The sequence below is a fragment of the Hominimerdicola alba 8 genome, from assembly GCF_000178155.2.
Taxonomy (GTDB): domain Bacteria; phylum Bacillota; class Clostridia; order Oscillospirales; family Ruminococcaceae; genus Hominimerdicola; species Hominimerdicola alba_C.
The window spans coordinates 35999-56641 of record NZ_ADKM02000069.1; the positions used below are offsets into that span (position 1 = coordinate 35999).

20 protein-coding genes are annotated in these 20643 nt (G+C 47.7%); 14 read left to right on the top strand and 6 right to left on the bottom strand.

Features of this window, described 5'->3' with window-relative positions; translation table 11 throughout:
* The first annotated feature begins 46 nt into the window (after positions 1–46).
* From CUS_RS07335 to CUS_RS07350, 4 genes are read left to right on the top strand one after another with little or no spacing between them, the layout of a single operon-like run.
* The gene (locus CUS_RS07335) at positions 47–1459 is read left to right on the top strand and encodes an NAD(P)/FAD-dependent oxidoreductase (protein WP_037276883.1); all 1413 of its coding nucleotides are present in this window, start codon (positions 47–49) and stop codon (positions 1457–1459) included.
* The gene (locus CUS_RS07340; RefSeq protein WP_002848949.1) at positions 1452–2711 is read left to right on the top strand and encodes an NAD(P)/FAD-dependent oxidoreductase; all 1260 of its coding nucleotides are present in this window, start codon (positions 1452–1454) and stop codon (positions 2709–2711) included. The genes CUS_RS07335 and CUS_RS07340 overlap by 8 nt, the downstream gene beginning before the upstream one ends.
* Positions 2712–2714: 3 nt before the next feature.
* Complete coding sequence (locus tag CUS_RS07345; RefSeq protein WP_002848961.1) at positions 2715–3065, top strand: DUF1667 domain-containing protein; 351 nt, start codon at positions 2715–2717, stop codon at positions 3063–3065.
* Between the two features lie 36 nt (positions 3066–3101).
* Complete coding sequence (locus CUS_RS07350) at positions 3102–4193, top strand: protein kinase domain-containing protein (protein ID WP_002849010.1); 1092 nt, start codon at positions 3102–3104, stop codon at positions 4191–4193.
* A gap of 62 nt (positions 4194–4255) precedes the next feature.
* On the opposite strand, the gene CUS_RS07355 is transcribed toward CUS_RS07350, so the two are convergent.
* Genes CUS_RS07355 through CUS_RS07375 form a run of 5 tightly spaced genes read right to left on the bottom strand, consistent with a single transcriptional unit; the run spans position 4256 to position 7913 of the window.
* Positions 4256–4846, bottom strand: a complete 591-nt coding sequence (locus CUS_RS07355; RefSeq protein WP_002848982.1) for a hypothetical protein — start codon at positions 4844–4846, stop codon at positions 4256–4258.
* A gap of 1 nt (position 4847) precedes the next feature.
* On the bottom strand, positions 4848–5750 hold the full coding sequence (locus CUS_RS07360; RefSeq protein WP_002848929.1) for a metal ABC transporter permease: 903 nt from the start codon (positions 5748–5750) through the stop codon (positions 4848–4850).
* On the bottom strand, positions 5743–6462 hold the full coding sequence (locus CUS_RS07365) for a metal ABC transporter ATP-binding protein (RefSeq protein WP_002848946.1): 720 nt from the start codon (positions 6460–6462) through the stop codon (positions 5743–5745). The genes CUS_RS07360 and CUS_RS07365 overlap by 8 nt, the downstream gene beginning before the upstream one ends.
* 19 nt (positions 6463–6481) lie before the next feature.
* Positions 6482–7477 (bottom strand): metal ABC transporter substrate-binding protein, encoded by a 996-nt coding sequence (locus tag CUS_RS07370; RefSeq protein WP_002848980.1) that lies wholly within the window; start codon positions 7475–7477, stop codon positions 6482–6484.
* Positions 7478–7493: 16 nt separating this feature from the next.
* Positions 7494–7913, bottom strand: a complete 420-nt coding sequence (locus tag CUS_RS07375; protein ID WP_002848951.1) for a Fur family transcriptional regulator — start codon at positions 7911–7913, stop codon at positions 7494–7496.
* A 602-nt stretch (positions 7914–8515) separates the two neighbouring features.
* On the opposite strand from CUS_RS07375, the gene CUS_RS07380 reads away from it, so the two are divergent.
* The 8 genes from CUS_RS07380 (at position 8516) to CUS_RS19770 (ending at position 18831) form a co-directional block, all read left to right on the top strand.
* Entirely contained in the window at positions 8516–9709 is a 1194-nt protein-coding gene (locus tag CUS_RS07380; protein WP_002848958.1) for a PLP-dependent aminotransferase family protein, read from the top strand.
* Positions 9710–9748: 39 nt separating this feature from the next.
* On the top strand, positions 9749–10765 hold the full coding sequence (trpS, locus tag CUS_RS07385) for a tryptophan--tRNA ligase (protein WP_002848993.1): 1017 nt from the start codon (positions 9749–9751) through the stop codon (positions 10763–10765).
* Positions 10766–10878: 113 nt separating this feature from the next.
* Positions 10879–13680: an ABC transporter permease gene (locus CUS_RS07390; RefSeq protein WP_002848976.1), complete on the top strand. Its 2802-nt coding sequence runs from the start codon at positions 10879–10881 to the stop codon at positions 13678–13680.
* A 178-nt stretch (positions 13681–13858) separates the two neighbouring features.
* Positions 13859–14077 (top strand): hypothetical protein, encoded by a 219-nt coding sequence (locus CUS_RS07395; RefSeq protein ID WP_002848913.1) that lies wholly within the window; start codon positions 13859–13861, stop codon positions 14075–14077.
* 50 nt (positions 14078–14127) lie between these two features.
* Positions 14128–15222 (top strand): redox-regulated ATPase YchF, encoded by a 1095-nt coding sequence (gene ychF, locus CUS_RS07400; protein ID WP_002848977.1) that lies wholly within the window; start codon positions 14128–14130, stop codon positions 15220–15222.
* Between the two features lie 180 nt (positions 15223–15402).
* On the top strand, positions 15403–16794 hold the full coding sequence (locus CUS_RS07405) for an efflux RND transporter periplasmic adaptor subunit (RefSeq protein WP_002848989.1): 1392 nt from the start codon (positions 15403–15405) through the stop codon (positions 16792–16794).
* Complete coding sequence (locus CUS_RS07410) at positions 16778–17494, top strand: ABC transporter ATP-binding protein (protein WP_002848933.1); 717 nt, start codon at positions 16778–16780, stop codon at positions 17492–17494. The genes CUS_RS07405 and CUS_RS07410 overlap by 17 nt, the downstream gene beginning before the upstream one ends.
* On the top strand, positions 17491–18831 hold the full coding sequence (locus CUS_RS19770) for an ABC transporter permease (protein WP_002848926.1): 1341 nt from the start codon (positions 17491–17493) through the stop codon (positions 18829–18831). The genes CUS_RS07410 and CUS_RS19770 overlap by 4 nt, the downstream gene beginning before the upstream one ends.
* A gap of 138 nt (positions 18832–18969) precedes the next feature.
* Here the strand turns inward: CUS_RS19770 and CUS_RS07420 are convergent, their stop codons facing one another.
* Positions 18970–19299: a dockerin type I repeat-containing protein gene (locus CUS_RS07420; protein ID WP_002848997.1), complete on the bottom strand. Its 330-nt coding sequence runs from the start codon at positions 19297–19299 to the stop codon at positions 18970–18972.
* 321 nt (positions 19300–19620) lie between these two features.
* Between CUS_RS07420 and CUS_RS07425 the strand changes: the two genes are divergently transcribed.
* Complete coding sequence (locus CUS_RS07425) at positions 19621–20391, top strand: APH(3') family aminoglycoside O-phosphotransferase (protein WP_002849008.1); 771 nt, start codon at positions 19621–19623, stop codon at positions 20389–20391.
* Between the two features lie 22 nt (positions 20392–20413).
* The coding region (locus CUS_RS07430; protein ID WP_002849002.1) for an HAD hydrolase family protein at positions 20414–20643 on the top strand (230 nt) is incomplete at its 3' end.

The following is a 20643-nucleotide window of genomic DNA, read 5'->3' on the forward strand; positions in this document are numbered from 1 at the left end:
AATTATTGTCAAAAATATAACAAATCTATAATAAGCAGGTGATATGATGTATGATGTAATTATTATCGGCGGCGGAGTGACGGGCTGTGCGGCGGCGGCTGAACTGGCAAAGTACCAGCTTGATGTCTGTCTTGTGGAAAAAGAGAGCGATGTCTGCGAGGGGACAAGCAAGGCGAACAGCGCCATCGTCCATGCGGGATTCGATGCCGAACCCGATACGCTGAAAGCAAAGCTGAACGTTCGCGGAAATGCGATGATAGCAGAGTTATCCAATAAACTGGACTTTGCATTCAAAAACAACGGCGCTATGGTGCTGTGCTTTGAGAAAGACAGGCTGACTGACCTGAAAAAACTCCGCGAAAAAGGCGAAAAGAACGGCGTTGCGGGTCTGGAGATACTTTCAGGGGACGAGGCACGCGCGCGTGAACCAAGACTATCCAAAGAGGTGAAATATGCGCTGTATGCGCCGACTTCGGGCATAGTCTGTCCTTTTGAGATGACACTGGCGTTTGCCGAGAACGCTTACGCAAACGGTGTTGAGTTCCGCCTTTCCACTGAGGTAACTGCCATCGAGAAAATTTCTAAGGGGTGGAAAGTCACCACCGACAAGGGTGAAATTTTGGGCAGATATATTTTCAACTGCGCGGGCGTTTATGCTGACAAGATAGCTGAAATGGCGAATGCAGGCGGTTTCAGGATCACCCCCCGCAAGGGCGAATACATGCTGATGGATAAAGACGCAGGCGAAACAGTCAGCCACACCATATTCCAGCTTCCGACTAAGATGGGCAAGGGTGTGCTGGTAACACCCACCGTTCACGGCAACCTGCTGGTGGGTCCTACGGCTGAGGATATAGATGACAAGGAGAATACCTCAACGACTGCGGGCGGACTTGCCGAAATACGCGCAAAGAGCGCACTTTCGGTAGAGGGGCTTCCGTTTGGCAAAGTCATAACAGGCTTTACGGGGCTTCGCGCTGTGGGCGACACCAACGATTTCATCATAAACGAGGGCGCAGAGGGCTTCTTCAATGCGGCAGGCATCGAGTCGCCGGGACTGACAAGTGCGCCTGCCATAGCTGAGATGCTGAGAGAGATGCTGTCCAAAAAGACAGACCTTACACCTAAGACCGACCACATAGATACCCGTAAGGGCGTGGTTCATTTTGCGGAACTGTCGAGAGAAGAGCAGAACGCGCTTATCGCAAAAGACCCGACTTACGGCAATATAGTCTGCCGCTGTGAAACTATCACTGAGGGCGAGATACGCGATGCCATCAACAGACCGCTGGGCGCTGTGACCCTTGACGGTGTAAAGCGCCGCACAAGAGCGGGAATGGGTCGATGTCAGGCGGGCTTCTGTTCGCCTAAGACCATACTTCTGCTGGCTGAAAAGCTGGGCTGCGGCATCGGCGGCGTGAGAAAAACAGGTCGTGAGGAGGTGCAGAAAGATGCGTGAATTTGACCTTGTCATCGTAGGCGGAGGTCCTGCGGGTATGGCGGCGGCTATATCAGCGCGGGAGAACGGTCTGGAGAATATTGTTATACTGGAACGTGACAGCGAGTTGGGCGGCATACTCAACCAGTGCATACACAACGGCTTCGGTCTGCACACTTTCAAGGAGGAACTGACAGGTCCGGAATACGCCGAGAGGTATGCCGAAAAGGTCATAGCGATGGGCATACCTTACGAAACCGACACGATGGTGCTGAACATCTCAAAAGACCGCGTGGTGACACTTCTCAGCAAGGGACGCGGAGTTGAAGATATACGCGCAAAGTCGGTCATTCTGGCGATGGGCTGCCGTGAAAGACCGAGAGGTGCGCTGAACATTCCCGGTTACAGACCTCAGGGCGTTTATACTGCGGGCACAGCACAAAAACTGGTCAACTGCGAGGGCTATCTTCCGGGCAAAGAAGTCGTGATACTGGGTTCGGGCGACATCGGACTTATCATGGCAAGGCGCATGACGCTGGAGGGCGCACACGTTGCCGCAGTTGCCGAACTTATGCCATATTCGAGCGGTCTTAAGCGGAATATCGTGCAGTGCCTTGACGACTACGGCATACCCCTGCTTCTGAGCCACACTGTCGCTGACATAAAGGGCAAGGAAAAGCTGGAGGGCGTTGTCATCGCACAGGTAGACGAGAAAAACGCTCCGATCGCGGGCACAGAACAGTTCTACCCATGTGACACGCTTCTGCTGAGTTGTGGGCTGATCCCCGAAAACGAACTATCCAAAAATTGCGGTGTCGATATCGACCCGCGCACTAACGGTCCGCTGGTGGACGAGGGGCTTGAAACCAGTATCGACGGCGTTTTCGCCTGCGGAAATGTCCTGCACGTACACGACTTGGTGGACTTTGTTTCGGAAGAGTCTGCAAGAGCGGGTGCGAGCGCAGCAGATTTCGTGAAGCGCGGCGGTACTGCCGACAGCACCGAACCTGTCAAGGTCATACCACAGAACGGCGTGCGCTACACTGTGCCGTCAAAGATACACACCGCCGAACTGACAGGCGATGTACACATAAGGTTCAGGGTGACAGGCGTTTTCAAGGACTGCTCGATCGTTGTAAAAGCGGGCGAAAATGAACTTCTGCGCCGCAAGAGCCGCATTCTTGTACCCAGTGAGATGCAGGATATCATCATCAGGCAGGACAAGCTGGCTGATGTCAGCGAGGATATCTGCGTTGAGATAGAGGAGGTGTGAGTCATGACAAGAGAACTGACTTGTATAAACTGCCCGATGGGCTGTGAACTGACAGTCGAGGTCGAGGGTGACCAAGTGATCTCGGTGAGCGGCAACACCTGCAAACGCGGTGAGATATACGCGCACAGCGAGATCTCCGCTCCCACAAGGACTGTTACCACAACTGTTATTTCATCAGAGGGCAGACCTGTGCCCGTCAAGACCGCACAGCCTATACCGAAAAACATGATATTCGAGTGTACAGCGGCTATCAAGTCTGCCGAAGTGCATCTGCCCGTAAAGGTGGGACAGATCATTGTAGAAGATCTGCTTGGCACAGGCGCACAGGTCACTGCGACAAAAACTGTTAAATAAGGCATTAATTTTCGCAATAGAAAGGAGGGCGGACTGATGGACAACGGACTTGAACGCCGCATGTCGAACTATGAACCGCTGTGGAACGAGTGGTACATAGACAGTTTTGCAGGCGAGAACCCAACGGGCGTTATGTACCGCCTGAAAGATAAGAACGGCAGGAAGAGCGCTGTACGTGTGCTGACGGTTGACAGCCGTGTCAGCAAGCGCCCGCTTTCTGAACTGACTTCTGCCGCCATCGGACGGATAAATGACAAGATGCGTCTTGCGGGAGAAGCATTCATAGTAAGCGCCAGAAATTTCACAGTGAAGAACCACGAAAACATCGGTTCTGCACCTGTGGCGGCTGACATACTGGTACAGACTGACGAGTATGAACCGCTTTCTGCCATTACTGCAAAAGGTCAGCTGCCATACATGACTGCCCGCAAACTGGCTGACAACATATGTCGCGGGCTTAGGACTGCCCACAAAGCGGGCTTCACTTTCGGTGACATCTGCCCTGAGAACATCTGGGTGGACAGTGAGGGACACTTCTGTCTGGACGCACCATGCACCTTCGACCCGAAACGTGCTGACCCCACTTATGCCGCTCCCGAAACGCAGACTGAGGGCTTCGACCCGTACAAGGCAGATATCTACTCCTACGGACTGGTGCTGTACCGCATTTTCAACGGCGGACTTCTGCCGCTTCAACAGCCAGACGGTGACCCCGCAGAGGCAGTCCGCGCACGAATGAACGGTGCTGCATTTGACCCGCCGCGCGGTGCACCTCCCGAATTGCAGAGGTTCATCATGCAGTGCTGCATGGCGCACCCCGAAACGCGCTACGAGTCGATGGACGAAGTCTACCGTGTACTGCGTCAGCTGACTGTTGACCATGTGCCGACAGAATATGAAGAGTGCAACTTCTGCGACATATGCACGCCGACACCTCGTCCAAAAAAGCAGACAGTTCATCCCGTATCTCAGCCGAAGGAAGTTCAGCCAAACCAGCCGCAGACTGAGGAACAGCCCCGCGAAATAAGGGAAAGCAAAGGTATGAAGCTGTATGTCATGGTACTGCTGTACATACTGCTCTTCGCAGGTGTTGGATTTTTATTGTTCTCGATATTCTTTTTGAAATAATAAATAAGGGATATGTCTTCTGTCAGCGGAAGACATATCCCTTTTTTGCGTATTATCGAAGTTTATGCGTTTTCGACTTCCATAGTGGCATCAGCCAGTTCACAGTAAGTGAAAACACCCTCTTTATAAGTCCTGAAAGTTCCTGTGACCACTATAGGCTCACCTATCTCAGGATAATCTGCGGGATAGCTGAACTCGCCCTCGCGGCGGAATTCAAGTCCCTGTGAGCAGCAGGCTGCCGCATCAGCAATGAACACTGCGAAATATTCGCCGCCTGTATTCGGGTCGGCGGTATAGGCAAAAGTGCCGTTGGCGCGTACTGTCTTGCCCTCGTACTTTTCAGGGTCAGAGGTCATCTCGTAGACCTGCGCATAGAGCATATTGGCATTCAACCCTGTCAGGTCGATATCGATATCGCCGTTTTTCAGTTCGGCTTCATCTATCTTCGTGGTCTGCGGAACAGGGGAAGTTTCCTTGTTCGCCCAGTAGTCCTCAGCGGTATCCTCAGCCAGTTTAGCGATAGCTTCATCTGTCTTGTTCAGTGTGACCGTCTGTGCAGTGCTGCTGTTTATCAGTTCATCGACCTTGGATGTATCACCGCAGCCTGCCAGCAGAAGTGCGGCAGACAGCGCGAAAGGTATCAGCTTTTTCATGTCAGTTCCTCCTTGTTATCGCAGAAACAGCGGAAAATCCAAAGAAAACGATAATGTCCGCCGAAACGATGGTCGAACCTGCAGGTGTTGAGAATAGTATGCTAACTATGATACCCACGCCCGCGCATATCACCGAGATAACTGCCGAGCAGATGATAACGCTGAGAAAACTCTTGAAAAGGCGCATTGCTGACAGCGCAGGGAAAATTATCAGCGCCGATATCAGCAGCGAACCGACCAGATTCATCGCAAGCACGATGATGAGCGCAGTGATTATGGCGATAAGCAGGTTGTAGCCGTTCGCCTTGACACCGCTTGCCTTAGCAAAACTTTCATCAAAAGTCACAGAAAAGATGCGGTTATAGAATATCACGAAGACCGCCAGCACAACCACAGCCAGCGCTGCACACAGCCAAACTTCACCCTCTGTAAGGGTAAGTATCGAGGTCGAGCCGAACAGCGTGCTGCAAACATCGCCCGCAACATTCGCAGATGCCGAGTACACATTTATCAGCATATATCCGACTGCCAGAGAGCCGACAGATATCATCGCGATGGCTGCATCTCCCTTTATTTTGGTGTTCTGACCCGTTCGCAGCAGCAGTACCGCCGCGATAAGCGTGACAGGCAGTATTATCACCATTCCGTTAGTGTCTTCGAGAAATTTCGCGAAAAGGCTCTCGCCGTGACTTGCCCGCTTCAGCGAAACAGAAAGCACTGTAGATACCGCCATCGCGCCGAATGCAACGTGCGAAAGACCATCACCGATGAACGAAAATCTTTTGAGCACCAGCGTGACCCCCAGCAGTGATGAGCAAAGCGCTATCAGCAGTCCGACTATCATCGCATACTTAACAAAAGGGTAGGAAAAATAGTGCTGCAAGATCTCAAGCTGTTCACTCATTCTCTTCGCCCCCTTCCGTAAGAATAAAACTCTGTCCCAGACGGCTGTTGACATACTTCTCTTTTGTACCGAAAAACAGCTGTTTTTTACTGCCTATGTGCAGAACATGGCTGGCATATCTCACTGCCGCATGTATATCGTGGGACACCATTATAATAGTTATGCCGCCCTTGTTAAGACTTGCGATCAGTTCATAAAGGTCGTTCTGCGCTTTCGGGTCAAGACCTGTAACAGGTTCGTCCAGCAGTAGTATCTTACCGGCTGCGCACAGCGCCCTTGCCAGCAGCACACGCTGCTGCTGACCGCCCGAAAGTTCTCTGTAACAGCGCTTTTCCAAGTCTTTTATGCCAAGCTGAGTCATCGTCTTGTCGGCAAGTTCCTTGTCTTCCTTACGGTAGAAAGGGTGAAACCCGCCCTTGCCCAGACAGCCCGACATCACGATCTCACGTACAGATGCAGGGAAATCCCGCTGTACAAGTGTCTGCTGAGGAAGATAGCCTATCTCCCCCTGCTTTGACTCTGCCCACTCTATCTCACCGCTCATTACGGGTTTCAGCCCGAGAAGCGCCTTTATGAGCGTACTTTTACCCGAACCGTTCTCGCCCAGTATACACAGATAATCACCGCTGCTGACGGTAAAATTTATCCCCTCAGTGACAGCAACGCCCTCATAGCCCAGAGTACAGTTTTTACATTCGATCTGCTTTCCCATTTTACTCTCCTGACTCAAATCATCGATCAAGCGCGTTTTTCAGCGTTTCGCAGTTTTCCTCCATCAGCGAGATATAAGTCACGCCGCTGTCAGCCTGCGCCTTGTCAACAGACTGGAGCGAATTCAGCACAGCTATCTCGCCCGACTTGTCTTTTCTTCCGTTTATTATCGCCTGCGCTACGCGCCCGTCGCTGTTCTCTATGGTGAATATCGTTTCAGCACCTATCTCGTCAGCCTTTTCTGCCAGAAAAGCGATAGTTTCAAAGCTGGCTTCCGTTTCAGCCGAACAGCCAACAAACGCCGCATAGTAATCTATGCCGTAATCATCACATAAATACCTGAACGGGAACCTGTCACCGAAAATAATAGTTTTCGACTTTGCATTTGCCGCCATATCAGCAAACTGTCCGTCCAGCGCAGACAGCTTTTCTGTATACGCCTGACGATTCTGCTCGTAGACCGACGCATTTTCGGGGTCAGCCTCGCCTATTGCCTTTTCTATCTCACCGCACATTATCTCAGCGTTCTTCACCGAGAGCCACACATGCTCATCATACTCAGGCTCTTCCTCAGCTTCGCCCTCTTCTTCTTCCTCAGCCTGCATACCCTCTTTGACCTCTTCTTCCTTAGCGTCAAAACCATCGGTATCAAGCAGACGGACTACTTTCATATTTTTATTTGAAGCCTCTTTCAGCGCGTCCTCAGCCCACGTTTCGCTCTCGCCGCCAACATAGACAAAAACATCACAGCCCGATATCTTCACGATATCTGCCGCTGTGGGCTGATAGCTGTGCAGGTCGGCACCTTTGTCCAATAAATAGGTCAGTTCGACTTCATCTGCCTTGTCACCGATTATCTCACGCGACCAGTCATAGCACGAAAAAGTCGTACACACCACGCTGACCTTGCCGCTTTTCTTTGATACGCTCTCAGCAAGTCCCGCACCGTCACCGCAGGCAGAAAGCCCAATCACAGCCGCACACATTAAAATACTTGCAATTCTTTTTAGTTTCATATATTCCTCCGAAAAGTCAGTTATCCCCTTTACCGCCGCGACAGCCGCCGCATTTACCCGGCAGTACAGCACTGCTGTCTATCTCAAAGCTGTCCTCCTGCAATATCCGCTCGACCAGTTCACGGCTCGCCTCATCGTCCATATGATATAGTTTGCCGCAGGTCACACACTTCATGTGCAGGTGATGGTGACAGCTTTCACCATCAGTCAGCTGATAAACGAAAGTACGGCTGTTGCCGCGAACAGTGCGTTTTACTTCACCCGACTCGACCAGCTGTTTTATAAGCCGATAAACAGTGCTTTCACCGGGCGGTTTTGGTATGGCGCTGTCAGCTTTCATCAGGTCTGCGATCTCTTTAACGGTATAGGCAGAAGTTCTGTGTCTGCCCAGAAAATCCAGTAATTCGCCCTTTTGGATCGTATTGTACTGCGCCACTTTCTGACCTCCTTTTAAAACTGAGAGTAAATTTCAATTTTGTATTATAGCACACCTCGTCCCCGCTGTCAACAGCTTTTGCAGACTTTTACACATTATTTACAATTGAGAGTTTCTCTCAAAATCAAGCAGACAAAACAACGGCGCCGCAAGGAGAAAAACTCCGTAACGACGCCGATGTTTCGTGGTAATTTGAATAGGATCAGGCTAATTTAAATTTGGCTGAAGGGAGGTACATCCATATATTTGTAAAATCAACTGCAAAATCGATTAATTTTACAGTTGATTACCCAACTCTTCCACTAATAGTTAGTATATCACAACATATTAATTTTTGCAATATGCTATTCATTGAAAATATTGAAATTTTATATGTTTTATTTATAATTTATATTTAATTGTTGCAATATTATAATCAAATCTCGTTGATCTGAAAATTTTACCGATTTTAGCAGCATAATGCTTGAAAGTAGAACTGAAATGTGCTATAATAATATGGTATTATATTTGCTTTGCTGATTTCTCTGCCGCTATGCACTTTTTTGTGCATCTGACAGTCAAAATTTCAAGGCACACATTTCAATGAAAGAGGTCATTTTAAAATGGAGTACAGATTTTCTGAAAAAGTATCGCATATCAAGGCTTCCGCCATCAGAGAGATCCTTAAGTTCACTTCTGAACCCGGTGTCATCTCTTTTGCCGCAGGCAACCCTGCACCTGAGGCTTTCCCTGTTGACGAGATAAAGCGCATCTCGGCTGAGATCTTTGCCGAAGACCCCATCTTAGCGCTCCAGTACAGCATATCTGAGGGCTACACTCCCCTGCGCGATCTGCTGAAAAAAGAACTTGAAAAGAAGGGCGAATTTGTGCCCGGCCGCGATGATCTGATAATCGTCAGCGGCGCACAGCAGGCAAACGCTATGATGGCTAAGGTCCTCTGCGATCCGGGCGATATCCTCTGCTGTGAAGCCCCCAGCTTCATCGGTTCGCTGAATGCGTTCAAATCCTATAATGTGGACTTAAGAGGCATCACCCTCAAAGATGACGGCATCGACCTCGATGAACTGGAAGAAGTCCTGAAAACAGGCAAAGTCAAGCTGATCTACCTGATCTGCAATTTCCAGAACCCAACAGGTCTTACCACTTCGCTTGAAAAACGCAAGGGCGCTTACGAACTGGCTAAGAAATACGGCGCGATAATCCTTGAGGACAACCCTTACGGCGACCTGCGTTTCACAGGCGAGCATGTTCCCTCCATCAAGAGCATGGACAAGGACGGCATCGTAGCTTATTCGAGAACATTCTCAAAGGTGCTGGCACCCGGCATAAGAGTCGGCTATATAAGCGCACCTAAGGAGATAATCAATAAAATGACCATCTGCAAGCAGGTCGATGATGTTCACACCAACATCTGGGCACAGGTACTTGCTTACAAGTTCATGACCCAGTGCGATATGCCCGCACACCTTGAGCGTCTGCGTGCTATCTACAGACACAAGTGCGGTCTGATGATCGAGCAGATCGAGAAAAATTTCTCTTCAAAGATCAAATTCACCAAGCCTGAGGGCGGTCTGTTCATCTGGTGCACACTTCCCGCTGACTGCGATATGACCGCGTTCTGCACTCGCGCTGTCAAGGAGTTCAAGGTAGCTGTCGTTCCCGGCAACGCATTCATGATAAATGAGAGCGACAAGACAACATCGTTCAGACTGAACTTCTCGACACCTACAGACGAACAGCTTGTTGCAGGCTGTGAGATGCTGGGCAAACTTTCAAAGGAAATGTTTGGCGAATGATCGATCACAACGATAACGTTTGAAATAAGGAGTAGTAAAATGGCTGAGTTAAATTTTTCAAAAGACAAAAAGCTGATACTGAGCATGATACAGCCCACAGGCACCTTTACACTGGGCAACTATCTGGGTGCAGTCAAGAACTGGGGTCCTTTGCAGGAGGAATTCAACTGCGTTTACGCGGTAGCCGACCTGCATTCGATAACAGTCACACAGGAACCTGCAAAGCTGAGACAGAACTCGCTTCAGGCATACGCACTGCTTATCGCATGCGGAATGGATCCGAAGAAATCTGTGCTGTTTTTCCAGAGCCACAACTGCAATCACCCCGAACTCAGCTGGGTATTGGGCTGTTCAACACAGTTCGGTGAACTCCAGCGAATGACTCAGTTTAAGGACAAATCGGCTAAACATGCCGACAACATCAATGCAGGTCTGTTCACATACCCTGTGCTGATGGCGGCTGACATTCTGGCGTACAATGCAGATCTTGTCCCGATCGGCGCTGACCAGAAACAGCACCTCGAACTGGCAAGAAACATCGCACAGCGCTTCAACCAGCGCTACGGCGACTTCTTCAAACTGCCTGAGCCTTATATCCCGAAAATGGGAGCGAAAGTCATGAGCCTCCAGGATCCCACAAAGAAGATGTCAAAATCTGACGAAAACCCGAATGCCTGCATACTGATACTGGACGATAAGGACACGATCATCCGCAAATTCAAGCGTGCTGTGACCGATTCCGACACAGAAGTCAGATATGCAGAGGGCAAGGATGGCATCAACAATCTGATGACCATCTACAGCGTTGTGACAGGAAAAACTTTCGAGGATATCGAAAAGGATTTCGCAGGCAAGGGCTACGGCGACTTCAAAATGGCTGTAGGTGAAGCAGTCGCTGACCACCTCGAACCTGTACGCACCGAATTTGCGCGTCTTATGAACGATAAGGCATACCTCAAAGAATGCTATACGGCAGGCGCGGAAAAGGCAAGGATCATCACTCAGCGCACCGTTTCTAAGGTCTATCACAAGGTCGGCTTTGTTGATCCCAAGTAATTCACGAAAATTTTCGTTCGGCGTTAATATCGCTGAACCAATATCGGGACTGAATGCGGACTTTTTATCAGTAAAGTCCGCATTACAGCCTTTTTATCATCGGAGGTTTCGATTTGAAAACTGCTTTTCTTAAAGATACCATACGAGAAATACGTGGAAATTTCGGTCGATTTCTTTCCATTTTGCTGATAGTTTCGCTGGGCTGCGGCTTCTTTTCGGGGGTCAAAGCCACTCAGCCCGATATGGTGGAAACAGCTGCCGATTATTTTCAAAAGTACAAATTGATGGACTTGATGTTCACCTCAGAGATCGGTGTGAGATCAGCAGATGTTGAGGCAGTAAAGACAGCAGATCACATAAAAGGGGCACATGCGGCGTATTCTAAGGAAGTTTTCTACCGATACGACAACAAAAATATCGTGCTGAAGTGTATCTCATTCAACTCAGCTTTACCTGATGACAGTCCAAATCTGATGAACAAGTTAAACGTTATCGAAGGTCGTCTGCCCGAAAAGGACGGCGAGTGCGCTGTAGAAGTCAAGCTGTCATCACCAAGCACATTTAAACTGGGTGAAAAATTGACCTTTTCGGAAACTGATGATACGAAAGATCTCCTTGATACGCTGGAAAATGACACTTTTGAGATAGTCGGCATCGTGACATCACCGATGTACATCGGCTATGAACGCGACCCCACCACAGAGGGTGACGGCACGATAGTTTCAAACGTTTTCCTTCGTGAAGAAGAATTTATCACGCCGTATTACACAGAACTGTTCGTGGATATCGATGGCGTTGACGAGCTTGACCCGTTTTCTGATGAGTACAAAAATAAAGTCAACAAGTTTGGAGAAGAGGCATATTCTGCCTTTGAAAACAGCGTAAACAAACGATATTCCGACCTAAAGAAACAGGCTGAAGAGAGGATCGCTTCTGCAAAGACAACTGCTGACACTTTAAATCAGTACGTTGATATGGACTATTCCATACTCTCGGAAGAACTTCCGAAAATTCAGAAAACTGCTGCGAAAACGCGAAAAATTTACGAAGCTGAGGTCGCACAAGGAAAGAGAGCTTATCTTGAAAAAGCTGCAATGCTCAAAGCTGAAAAAGCGCTGATGATCGTGCAGGAACTAATGAGCGATAACGGCGATAATTCGGGCGTTGCACACAAAAAATATCTGTCGCAGCTTGACTCTGCCTACAAGGAGATAAGCGATGCAGAAGCACAGCTTGCTGAGGTCAGCGAGCCTGCGATCTACCGTTTTGACCGATTTACTGCCTCAAACGATTACGCTCAGTTCAAAGGTGACAGCAATAAGATCGACTTGATCTCGCGGGTCTTCCCCGTGTTTTTCGTACTGGTCGCGTCGCTTGTCTGCCTGACGAACATGTCACGCCTGATCGAAGAACAGCGCGGAAACATGGGAATTTACAAAGCGCTCGGATATTCCCGTAAAACAATACTGGGTAAATATCTGGTCTATTCGGGACTTGCTGCGATCATCGGCGGAGTGTTTGGCTCAGCGCTCGGACTTCTGTTGCTGCCGAACAGCATTTACGATGGGTACAAATTATTGTACAACATTCAAAAACTCAACACACCGCTCAGACCTGAATTCCTGCTGGGTTCGGTAGGCGTTTCGGTGATTTGCATCTGCGGTGTGACAGCATTTACATGTCTGCGCGAACTACAGGCAGTTCCCGGAAGCCTTATGCGACCCAGACCACCAAAAGAGGGCAGGCGCGTTCTTATCGAAAACAACCCGAAGATCTGGGGAAAATTCAGTTTTATGAGCAAAGTCACCACCCGAAATATGCTTCGCTACAAGCGGCGTTTTTTCATGACGCTGGCGGGCGTTGCAGGGTGTACTGCGCTGATAATCACAGGTTTCGGACTGAAACATTCCATCGGTTCGGTGGTCGATAAGCAGTTCAGAGATGTATTCGTTTATGACGGCATCGCCGTGATGAACAACCGATATAATTACGATGAAAACAAACGTGAACTAGAAAATGTCGGAGAAATAAGCGTTCATATGCAGGCTATGCTCACCGAATTTGAGGCTTTTCACAGCGGACAGGTCTATACCGCAAATGTCTGCGTTCCCGATTTGCCCGCGCAGCTGGAAAATTTCATCAAGTTAAGGTCAGCAGATGACCTGTCAGAAATTGCGCTTGATGACAGTGGAGCTGTGATCACCGAAAAGCTGGCAAAGCTGCTTGATATAAATGTCGGCGACTCTATCACGCTGAAAAATTCAGAGGGTCAAAGTGCTGATATCTCAGTGAGCGGTATTTGCAGAAACTATGCTTTCCACTATATTTTCGTTGCACCTGAATTATACCAAAACTCTTTTGATAAAGAAGTGCTTCACAACATCGCATTCGTAGATTTAAAGCCGGGTACGGACTTTGATGCTTTCAGATATACGTTTCTTCGATCTGATCATTTCTATGGTCTGACTTATAAAGAAGATCAGAGTGAGGGTTATCTCAATTCTGCTGACAGCTTGAACACTGTGGTAGCTGTGCTGATATTCAGCGCAGGTCTGCTGGCTGTTGTTGTGCTCTACAATCTGGCTGAGATCAATATCAACGAGCGAAAGCGTGAGATCGCAACTGTCAAAGTATTGGGGTTTTTTGACCGTGAAACAGATGACTATATTTTGCGCGAAAACATTATTTCGGCGCTGCTGGGAGTTATCATCGGCATGCCGCTGGGACGGCTGCTTCACTACTTTGTGACCGTCACTGCGGAGGTCGATCTGCTTATGTTCAACCGTGAACTTGCACCGAGCGCATTACTTTACGGCGGCGTGATCACGCTGATATTTGCACTTGCCGTCAACGTAGCACTTCACTTTGTACTTACAAAGGTCGATATGGTCGGCTCACTGAAAGCGGTCGAGTAGATCAATTTTTCTGAAGATTTTACTTAGCAATAAATGCACAGCAAAAATCGTTTAATGTCTGTTCAGCAATTTTTGACTGAACACTATTGTACATTTTAGCAGACAGCTATTCAATATCTATAATGGTCTGTCTGCTTACGGATAAAAGTTTAAATAATAAAAAACAGGAGGTTTTACCATGAAAGACACACTGAAGACCATCTACTCCAATGAGATCGGAACACCGGCTGTAGGCTACTTCTGGAAAGGTTTTGCGCTTTTCCTGCTGGGCGTTTGCGTTGGATTCTTATTCGCACCCATCAAGAAGGGCATTCAGATCGCAAGCTGCAACGAGATAAGCAATGCAGAGGACAAGGAATGCTGCGCTATCGAAGATGCTGACTATGAAAATATGTAGTCAATAATTGCGGTGAACTCGCATAATAATTTCCAAAGGAGAGTAAATAAATGAAATTAGGTATGGTAGGACTGCCAAATGTTGGCAAATCTACACTTTTCAATGCGCTGACAAATGCAGGCGCAGAGTCAGCAAACTACCCTTTCTGCACCATCGAGCCGAATGTCGGCATCGTTTCGGTGCCTGATAAGCGCCTTGATGCGCTGGCTGAGATGTATCACCCTGTAAAATTCACCCCCGCAACACTGGAATTTGTTGACATTGCAGGTCTGGTCAAGGGTGCTTCAAAGGGTGAGGGTCTTGGCAATAAGTTCCTCGCAAATATCCGTGAGGTGGACGCTATCGTTCATGTTGTGCGCTGCTTTGAGGATGACAACATAATCCATGTTGACGGTTCCATTGATCCCGCACGAGATATCGAAACCATCGACCTTGAACTTATCTTCTCTGATGTCGAACTGCTGGAACGCCGCATCGACCGCACCAAAAAGGCAATGAAAGGTGACAAAAGCCTTGGCAGCGTGGTCGAATTTCTGGAGAAGCTGAAAGCACATCTGGAAGATGGTCACTCAGCACGCAGCTTTGACATGACCGAAGATGAAGCCGAACTGCTGAAAGAAACTCCCCTGCTGTCGCTTAAACCCGTTATTTACGCCGCAAATCTCAGCGAGGACGACTTCCGCAACAACATTGAAAACAACGCAAACTACAAGAAAGTCTGCGAGATAGCGGCTGCTGAAAAGGCTGCTGTGCTGCCCATCTGTGCGCAGATCGAGGCTGAGATATCAGATATGGACGCTGAGGACAAAGCTATGTTCCTCGCTGATCTGGGTCTTGAAACCAGCGGACTTGACCGCATCATCAAAGAGGGTTATTCACTGCTGGGTCTGATATCTTTCCTTACCGCAGGCGAACCCGAAGTGCGCGCATGGACTATCACAAAGGGTACCAAAGCACCGCAGGCTGCGGGCAAGATACATTCTGACTTTGAACGCGGATTTATACGCGCTGAGGTCGTCAGCTTTGATGACCTGATGCAGTACGGCTCTATGGCAGCTGTCCGCGAAAAGGGACTGGCTCGTCAGGAAGGCAAGGAGTACGTAATGCAGGACGGAGATATCGTTTTGTTCAAATTCAATGTCTAAAACAATCATTTGCATGTCGTGCAGAGTAATTCTGCACGACATTTTGTTTAATATAACGAAATTTGTATTGTTCTATTTATCAGACTTGACGTGTGTTATATTAAATGTTATAATTATTTTAACTGTGTAGATAAAGATTTTTAACACAGTAATTCCAAATATTTTAAAGGAGGCAAAAAAATGGCAGTAAAGAAAAAAGCTATCATTATACCTTTGGTAGCACTGCTTGTCGTTGGCGGAGGCGCTTACGGCATCTCGAACATGGCTAAATCCGCGAACGAAGCCATGAAAGCAAACATGAGGTACACTGTTGTACCCGCAGGTCAGAACGACCTTTCGGAAACTATCTCGACCACAGGTTCGGTCATCGGCAACGGAACAGTCGATGTTACCACAAAACTGAGTGCGACGGTCAGTGAGGTAAAGGTGAGTCTGGGCGATGTTGTCAAAGAGGGCGACCTGCTCTGCGTTTTTGACAGCACCGAACTTAAGGAGGAGTACGACGACCTCAAGAAACAGCTGGATAACAGCGACAAGAAAACTCAGTCGGGACATGACAAGAACGCCCGCGACCTTGAGTCTGCCAAAAACAAAAAGCAGACAGCCCTTGACCGCGCACAGCGTGCGATCGACAAGGCTATAAAGGAAAGGGACGATGCTTACGAAAAGTACAATAAGCTGGTCGGTGAGTTTAACGCGGCAATAGATGCGGGTGACGAGTTATACGATTATGACACCGTAAATGCCACACTTGAACAGATGAAACCAACTCTTACAACTCTTGATGATGCTGTGACAGCCGCTCAGGAAGCGTACAATGACACCTCAGCCCAGTATGATGACACGATACAGGGCATACAGGATATCATCGATGCTGAGGCGTATGACAGCACCGATAGTATACAGAAGCAGATGGATAAGATACAGGAACAGATAGACCAGTGCGAAGTTTATGCCCCACAGAGCGGCATCATCACTGTGCTGAATGTCAATGAGGGAAGTCTGCCGAGCGCGCCCACACTCATGACAATCGTAAATACCGACCAGACTGTTATCGAACTGACCGTCAGGGAAACGGATATAACCAAAATAAGCGAGGGCATGCGCGCTATAGTCACTTCAAAGGTACTGCCCGATGAAGAATTCCCTGCTAAGATAACCCGTATCGTCAACGTGGTTTCCACAGATACGACTGCCGCAGAACCTACCAGCGGCTATAAGGTCGAAGTAACTCTCGACCAGCCAAATGACAAACTGCTGATAGGCATGAGCGCCACTGTAGATGTGGTCATCAAGGATATCGGTGAAAAACTTAGTATCCCCTATACAGGCATCATCGAAGAAGAAGACGGCAGCAAATATGTGTTCGTTGCCACCGAAGCTGACGATGAAAAGGGCGGCTATGAAGTCAGCAAGAAGAAGGTAGTTACAGGCGAAGAAGCAGACTTTTACGTGGAAGTGACAGGCGGCGAAGTGAAAAGCGGCGATCTTATCGTTGAACAGCCGAGCGAAGATGGTCTTGACCCCGTAGAAGAGGGAGCGAGGATACAGGTAAATGAAGAGAAGAAGTGATCCTGTTATCCATATGGACGCCATCACCAAGAAGTATTATGTCGGTGAACCTAACGAACTACAGATACTTTTCGATATCGGACTGGATATCTACGAGGGAGAGTTCGTTTCGATCGTCGGCGCATCGGGTTCGGGCAAAAGTACGCTTATGAACATCATAGGTCTGCTCGACCGCCAGACTGAGGGCGAATATCTTCTCAATGGCAAGTCCACAAAGGTTTTTGACGATAAACAGCTTTCCCGCATAAGGAACAAGGAGATCGGGTTCGTTTTCCAGAACTTCAACCTGATACCCAAAATAACAGCGCTGAAAAATGTGGAGATGCCGATGATGTACGCGGGCATTCCTCAGAAAAAACGCACCGAACGTGCGTTGGAACTGATAGATCTTGTCGGCATGAGCGACCGTTACACCCATGACCCATCAAGGCTTTCAGGCGGACAAAAACAGCGTGTAGCTATCGCAAGGGCAATGGCGAATGATCCGTCTATCATACTGGCAGACGAGCCGACAGGTGCGCTGGACACCAAAACAGGCAGAATGGTCATGGATCTTTTCCATGAACTGCATGAAAAGCAGGGCAAGACCATCGTGCTGATAACCCACAGCCCTGAACTCGCCAGTGAAACAGAGCGCATGCTGACCATCAGCGATGGTCGGATAGTTGCCGACCAGACAAGGGAGGTGGGCAGCGAATGAACTTTACAGAGAGCATAAAAATGGCGTTCTCCTCGCTGGCTATCAACAAAATGAGGTCTTTCCTGACAATGCTGGGTATCATAATCGGTATCAGCGCGGTCATCACCATTACAACCATCGGTAATTCGATCTCCAACACGCTGACCAATACTTTCAACCAGCTGGGACCAAGCAAACTGATAATCTACCCGGAGGTCAGAGAAGAGTATGAAGGCGAGTGGGAAGATCTGCCTGAGAATGAGCAGATGACACTTGAACAGATACAGGAACTTATAAACCTGCACCCCAATGAATTGACATACAGCTGCAACGACATGTATGGCGCTGTTGAAACGGTCAACCTTAACGGCGACCCTGTACAAGCAGGGATGCTGGGCGTTTCAGATGACTATTTCGACCAGTTCAAAAAACAGATAGTACAAGGCAGAGCGATCAGCAAGGAAGACATGATGAAACAGAAAAACACCTGTCTGGTATCTGAGTTCTTCTGCGAACAGTACTTCGGCACAACGGAAAATGTCATCGGCAAGACCATCAAGTACAACACTCTTTCAGGAAGCAATGCAGGCAGAAACCTAAAACTGACCATAGTCGGCGTAATGGAATACACCGATCTTGAGAAAAACGAGCTGGGTATAAATCGTGCAAGAAATGAGCAGGATAAACTGAGCATCAAAACATACATATTTATGCCTTACAACACCATGCTGAAAGAAAAGAGCCTGACCGCTAAGGAAACGATACTTAATTCTGCTGAGATAGGCTGGACAAATGAATGCAGCAAAGAACAGGCTAAGGCTTATATAAAAGACTACTTTGACCCTATTTACGAGAAAAACGAGCAGTGGGGAATTGAAATTTATGACAGTGAAGATGATCTGAAAATGATAAACACGGTGCTGAATGTGGTCACCATCGCAATATCAATAATTGCTGCGATCTCGCTGATAGTCGGCGGTGTCGGCGTAATGAACATCATGCTGGTAAGCATACTTGAACGTACCCGTGAGATCGGTGTGCGCAAGGCGTTGGGCGCACTGAACACGGATATACGCAGTCAGTTCGTCATCGAAGCAATAATAATCTGTCTGACAGGCGGTACGATAGGCGTTATCATCGGCATAGTAAACGGCGTGCTGATAAGCAAGATAGCATCTATGGCACTGCAAACATTTGCGGCAGAGTATGCCGAGTACATAATCCTGACGGTTCAGCCGTCAATACCAGCGATAATAATTTCGCTGGCATTCTCGATGCTGACAGGACTTATCTTTGGTTACTACCCCGCAAAACGCGCAGGCAACATGAACCCGATAGACGCACTGAGATACGAATAAAAAACAATTGCAGTCTGAGGAATATCTCCACAGGCTGCAATTTTTGTTGTATATAAAACAGTCAATAATCGCGCTTGAAATTTTGGCAAATAAAAAAGCCCCCAGTATTCCGGGGACTAATTTGCAAAATTTGTAAAATCAGATGATCTGTCTTTTGACAGCAAAAGCAATCTTTACGACATCAATGACATTGACTTTGCCATCACCGCTGACATCAGCAGCAGAGGGATCATCAAGGGACTTGATGCCTTTTACATGTGCGCAAACAAGAGAAAGATCAGTAACATTAAACTTATCATCACCATTAACATCAGCCCAGACAGGAGCGCTTATCTGCTTATCAGCATCATCAGGTATCTCAGGCTGAGGTTCTTCACTGGTCACACACTCGGTAACAGCGTCATCATCAAGCACAGGCGCTAAGGGTTCAGCAAAAGCAGAAAAGGAAAAAACTGCAAAGACCGGCAAAAACAACTGCAAAAGCGGATAATTTCTTGAAATTCTCGTTGATCTTCATTCTGCATCCCCCCATAAATTTTTGTTAAAATAAAATCTTATTTACTATATTCATAATAACACAGAGCAAGTCAAATGTCAACAGTTTAGTTTACACTTTGTATCAATTTACATAAACCGAAGTAAATTGTTTTGACCAATTGACAAACTGAACAATTTCATTTCTTGTTAAGACAAGTCAACCGCCAAAGCCCTTGAAAAGACCGAAATAATATGATATACTATCATCATAGAGAAAAAACAAAATGAAAATAATTTAAGAAAGAAGATAAAATGAAAACAGAAAATTACCCGAAAGAGTTGCTTTTGCTGATAAAAGGTCAGGATTTTTGTATAAACAGCACAGGCATGTCAGGCAGTCAAGTGCTGGAAAGCAACAATGCGGTGCTGAAAATACAGCCATCGGCAGAATGTTTCAGCGAGGAAGTCAAAATGCTGAAATGGCTGGACGGTCGTATGCCTGTACCAAAAGTGCTGTATCACGGCGTTTCAGCGAACAAAAGCTATCTGCTGATGACCAAGATCAAGGGCAGAATGGCTTGCGACCCGATCTATCTGACAGCCCCCGAACTTCTCATACCACTTTTGGCTGATGCACTTAAACGTTTATGGTCGGCAGACATAACAACCTGTCCCAGAAAACGCACACTTGATGTTGAACTATCAGAGATAGAACCAAGACTTGATATCCTTGAAACAACGCAGTTTATGCGAAAAGAAGGCTTTTCAAGCCCACACGAACTATTCAGATGGCTGATAGAAAATCGTCCGCAGGAAGAGTATGTACTGAGTCACGGCGACTTCTGTCTGCCAAATATTTTTCTTTCGGGCGAAAGTTTTTCGGGCTATATTGATCTGGGCGATGCAGGAATTGCTGACAAGTGGCGTGATATATCACTCTGCTACAGGAGCCTGAAACACAATGTTGACGGCACTTACGGCAGATATGAAGGCGTTGATCCCGACAGATTATTTATTGAATTGGGTATAAAAAAGGACGAGAAAAAGCTCAGATACTATCTTCTGCTTGATGAGCTTTTCTAAAAATTTTCGTAAGGAATGTAAAATGAATAAGATAATGTTTTTTGATATCGATGGGACGCTTATCCCCGAAAAAAAGGGCGCTAAAGTCCCGGAAAGCACAATAACAGCCCTTGAAAAGGCTAAAAAAGCGGGTAATCTGCTTTTTGTTAACACAGGGCGACCTGACGTAAATGTAAACGAAGATATAACTTCGCTGGGATTTAACGGATTCGTTTATGGATGCGGAACTATGGTGGTATGTGACGGCAAGGA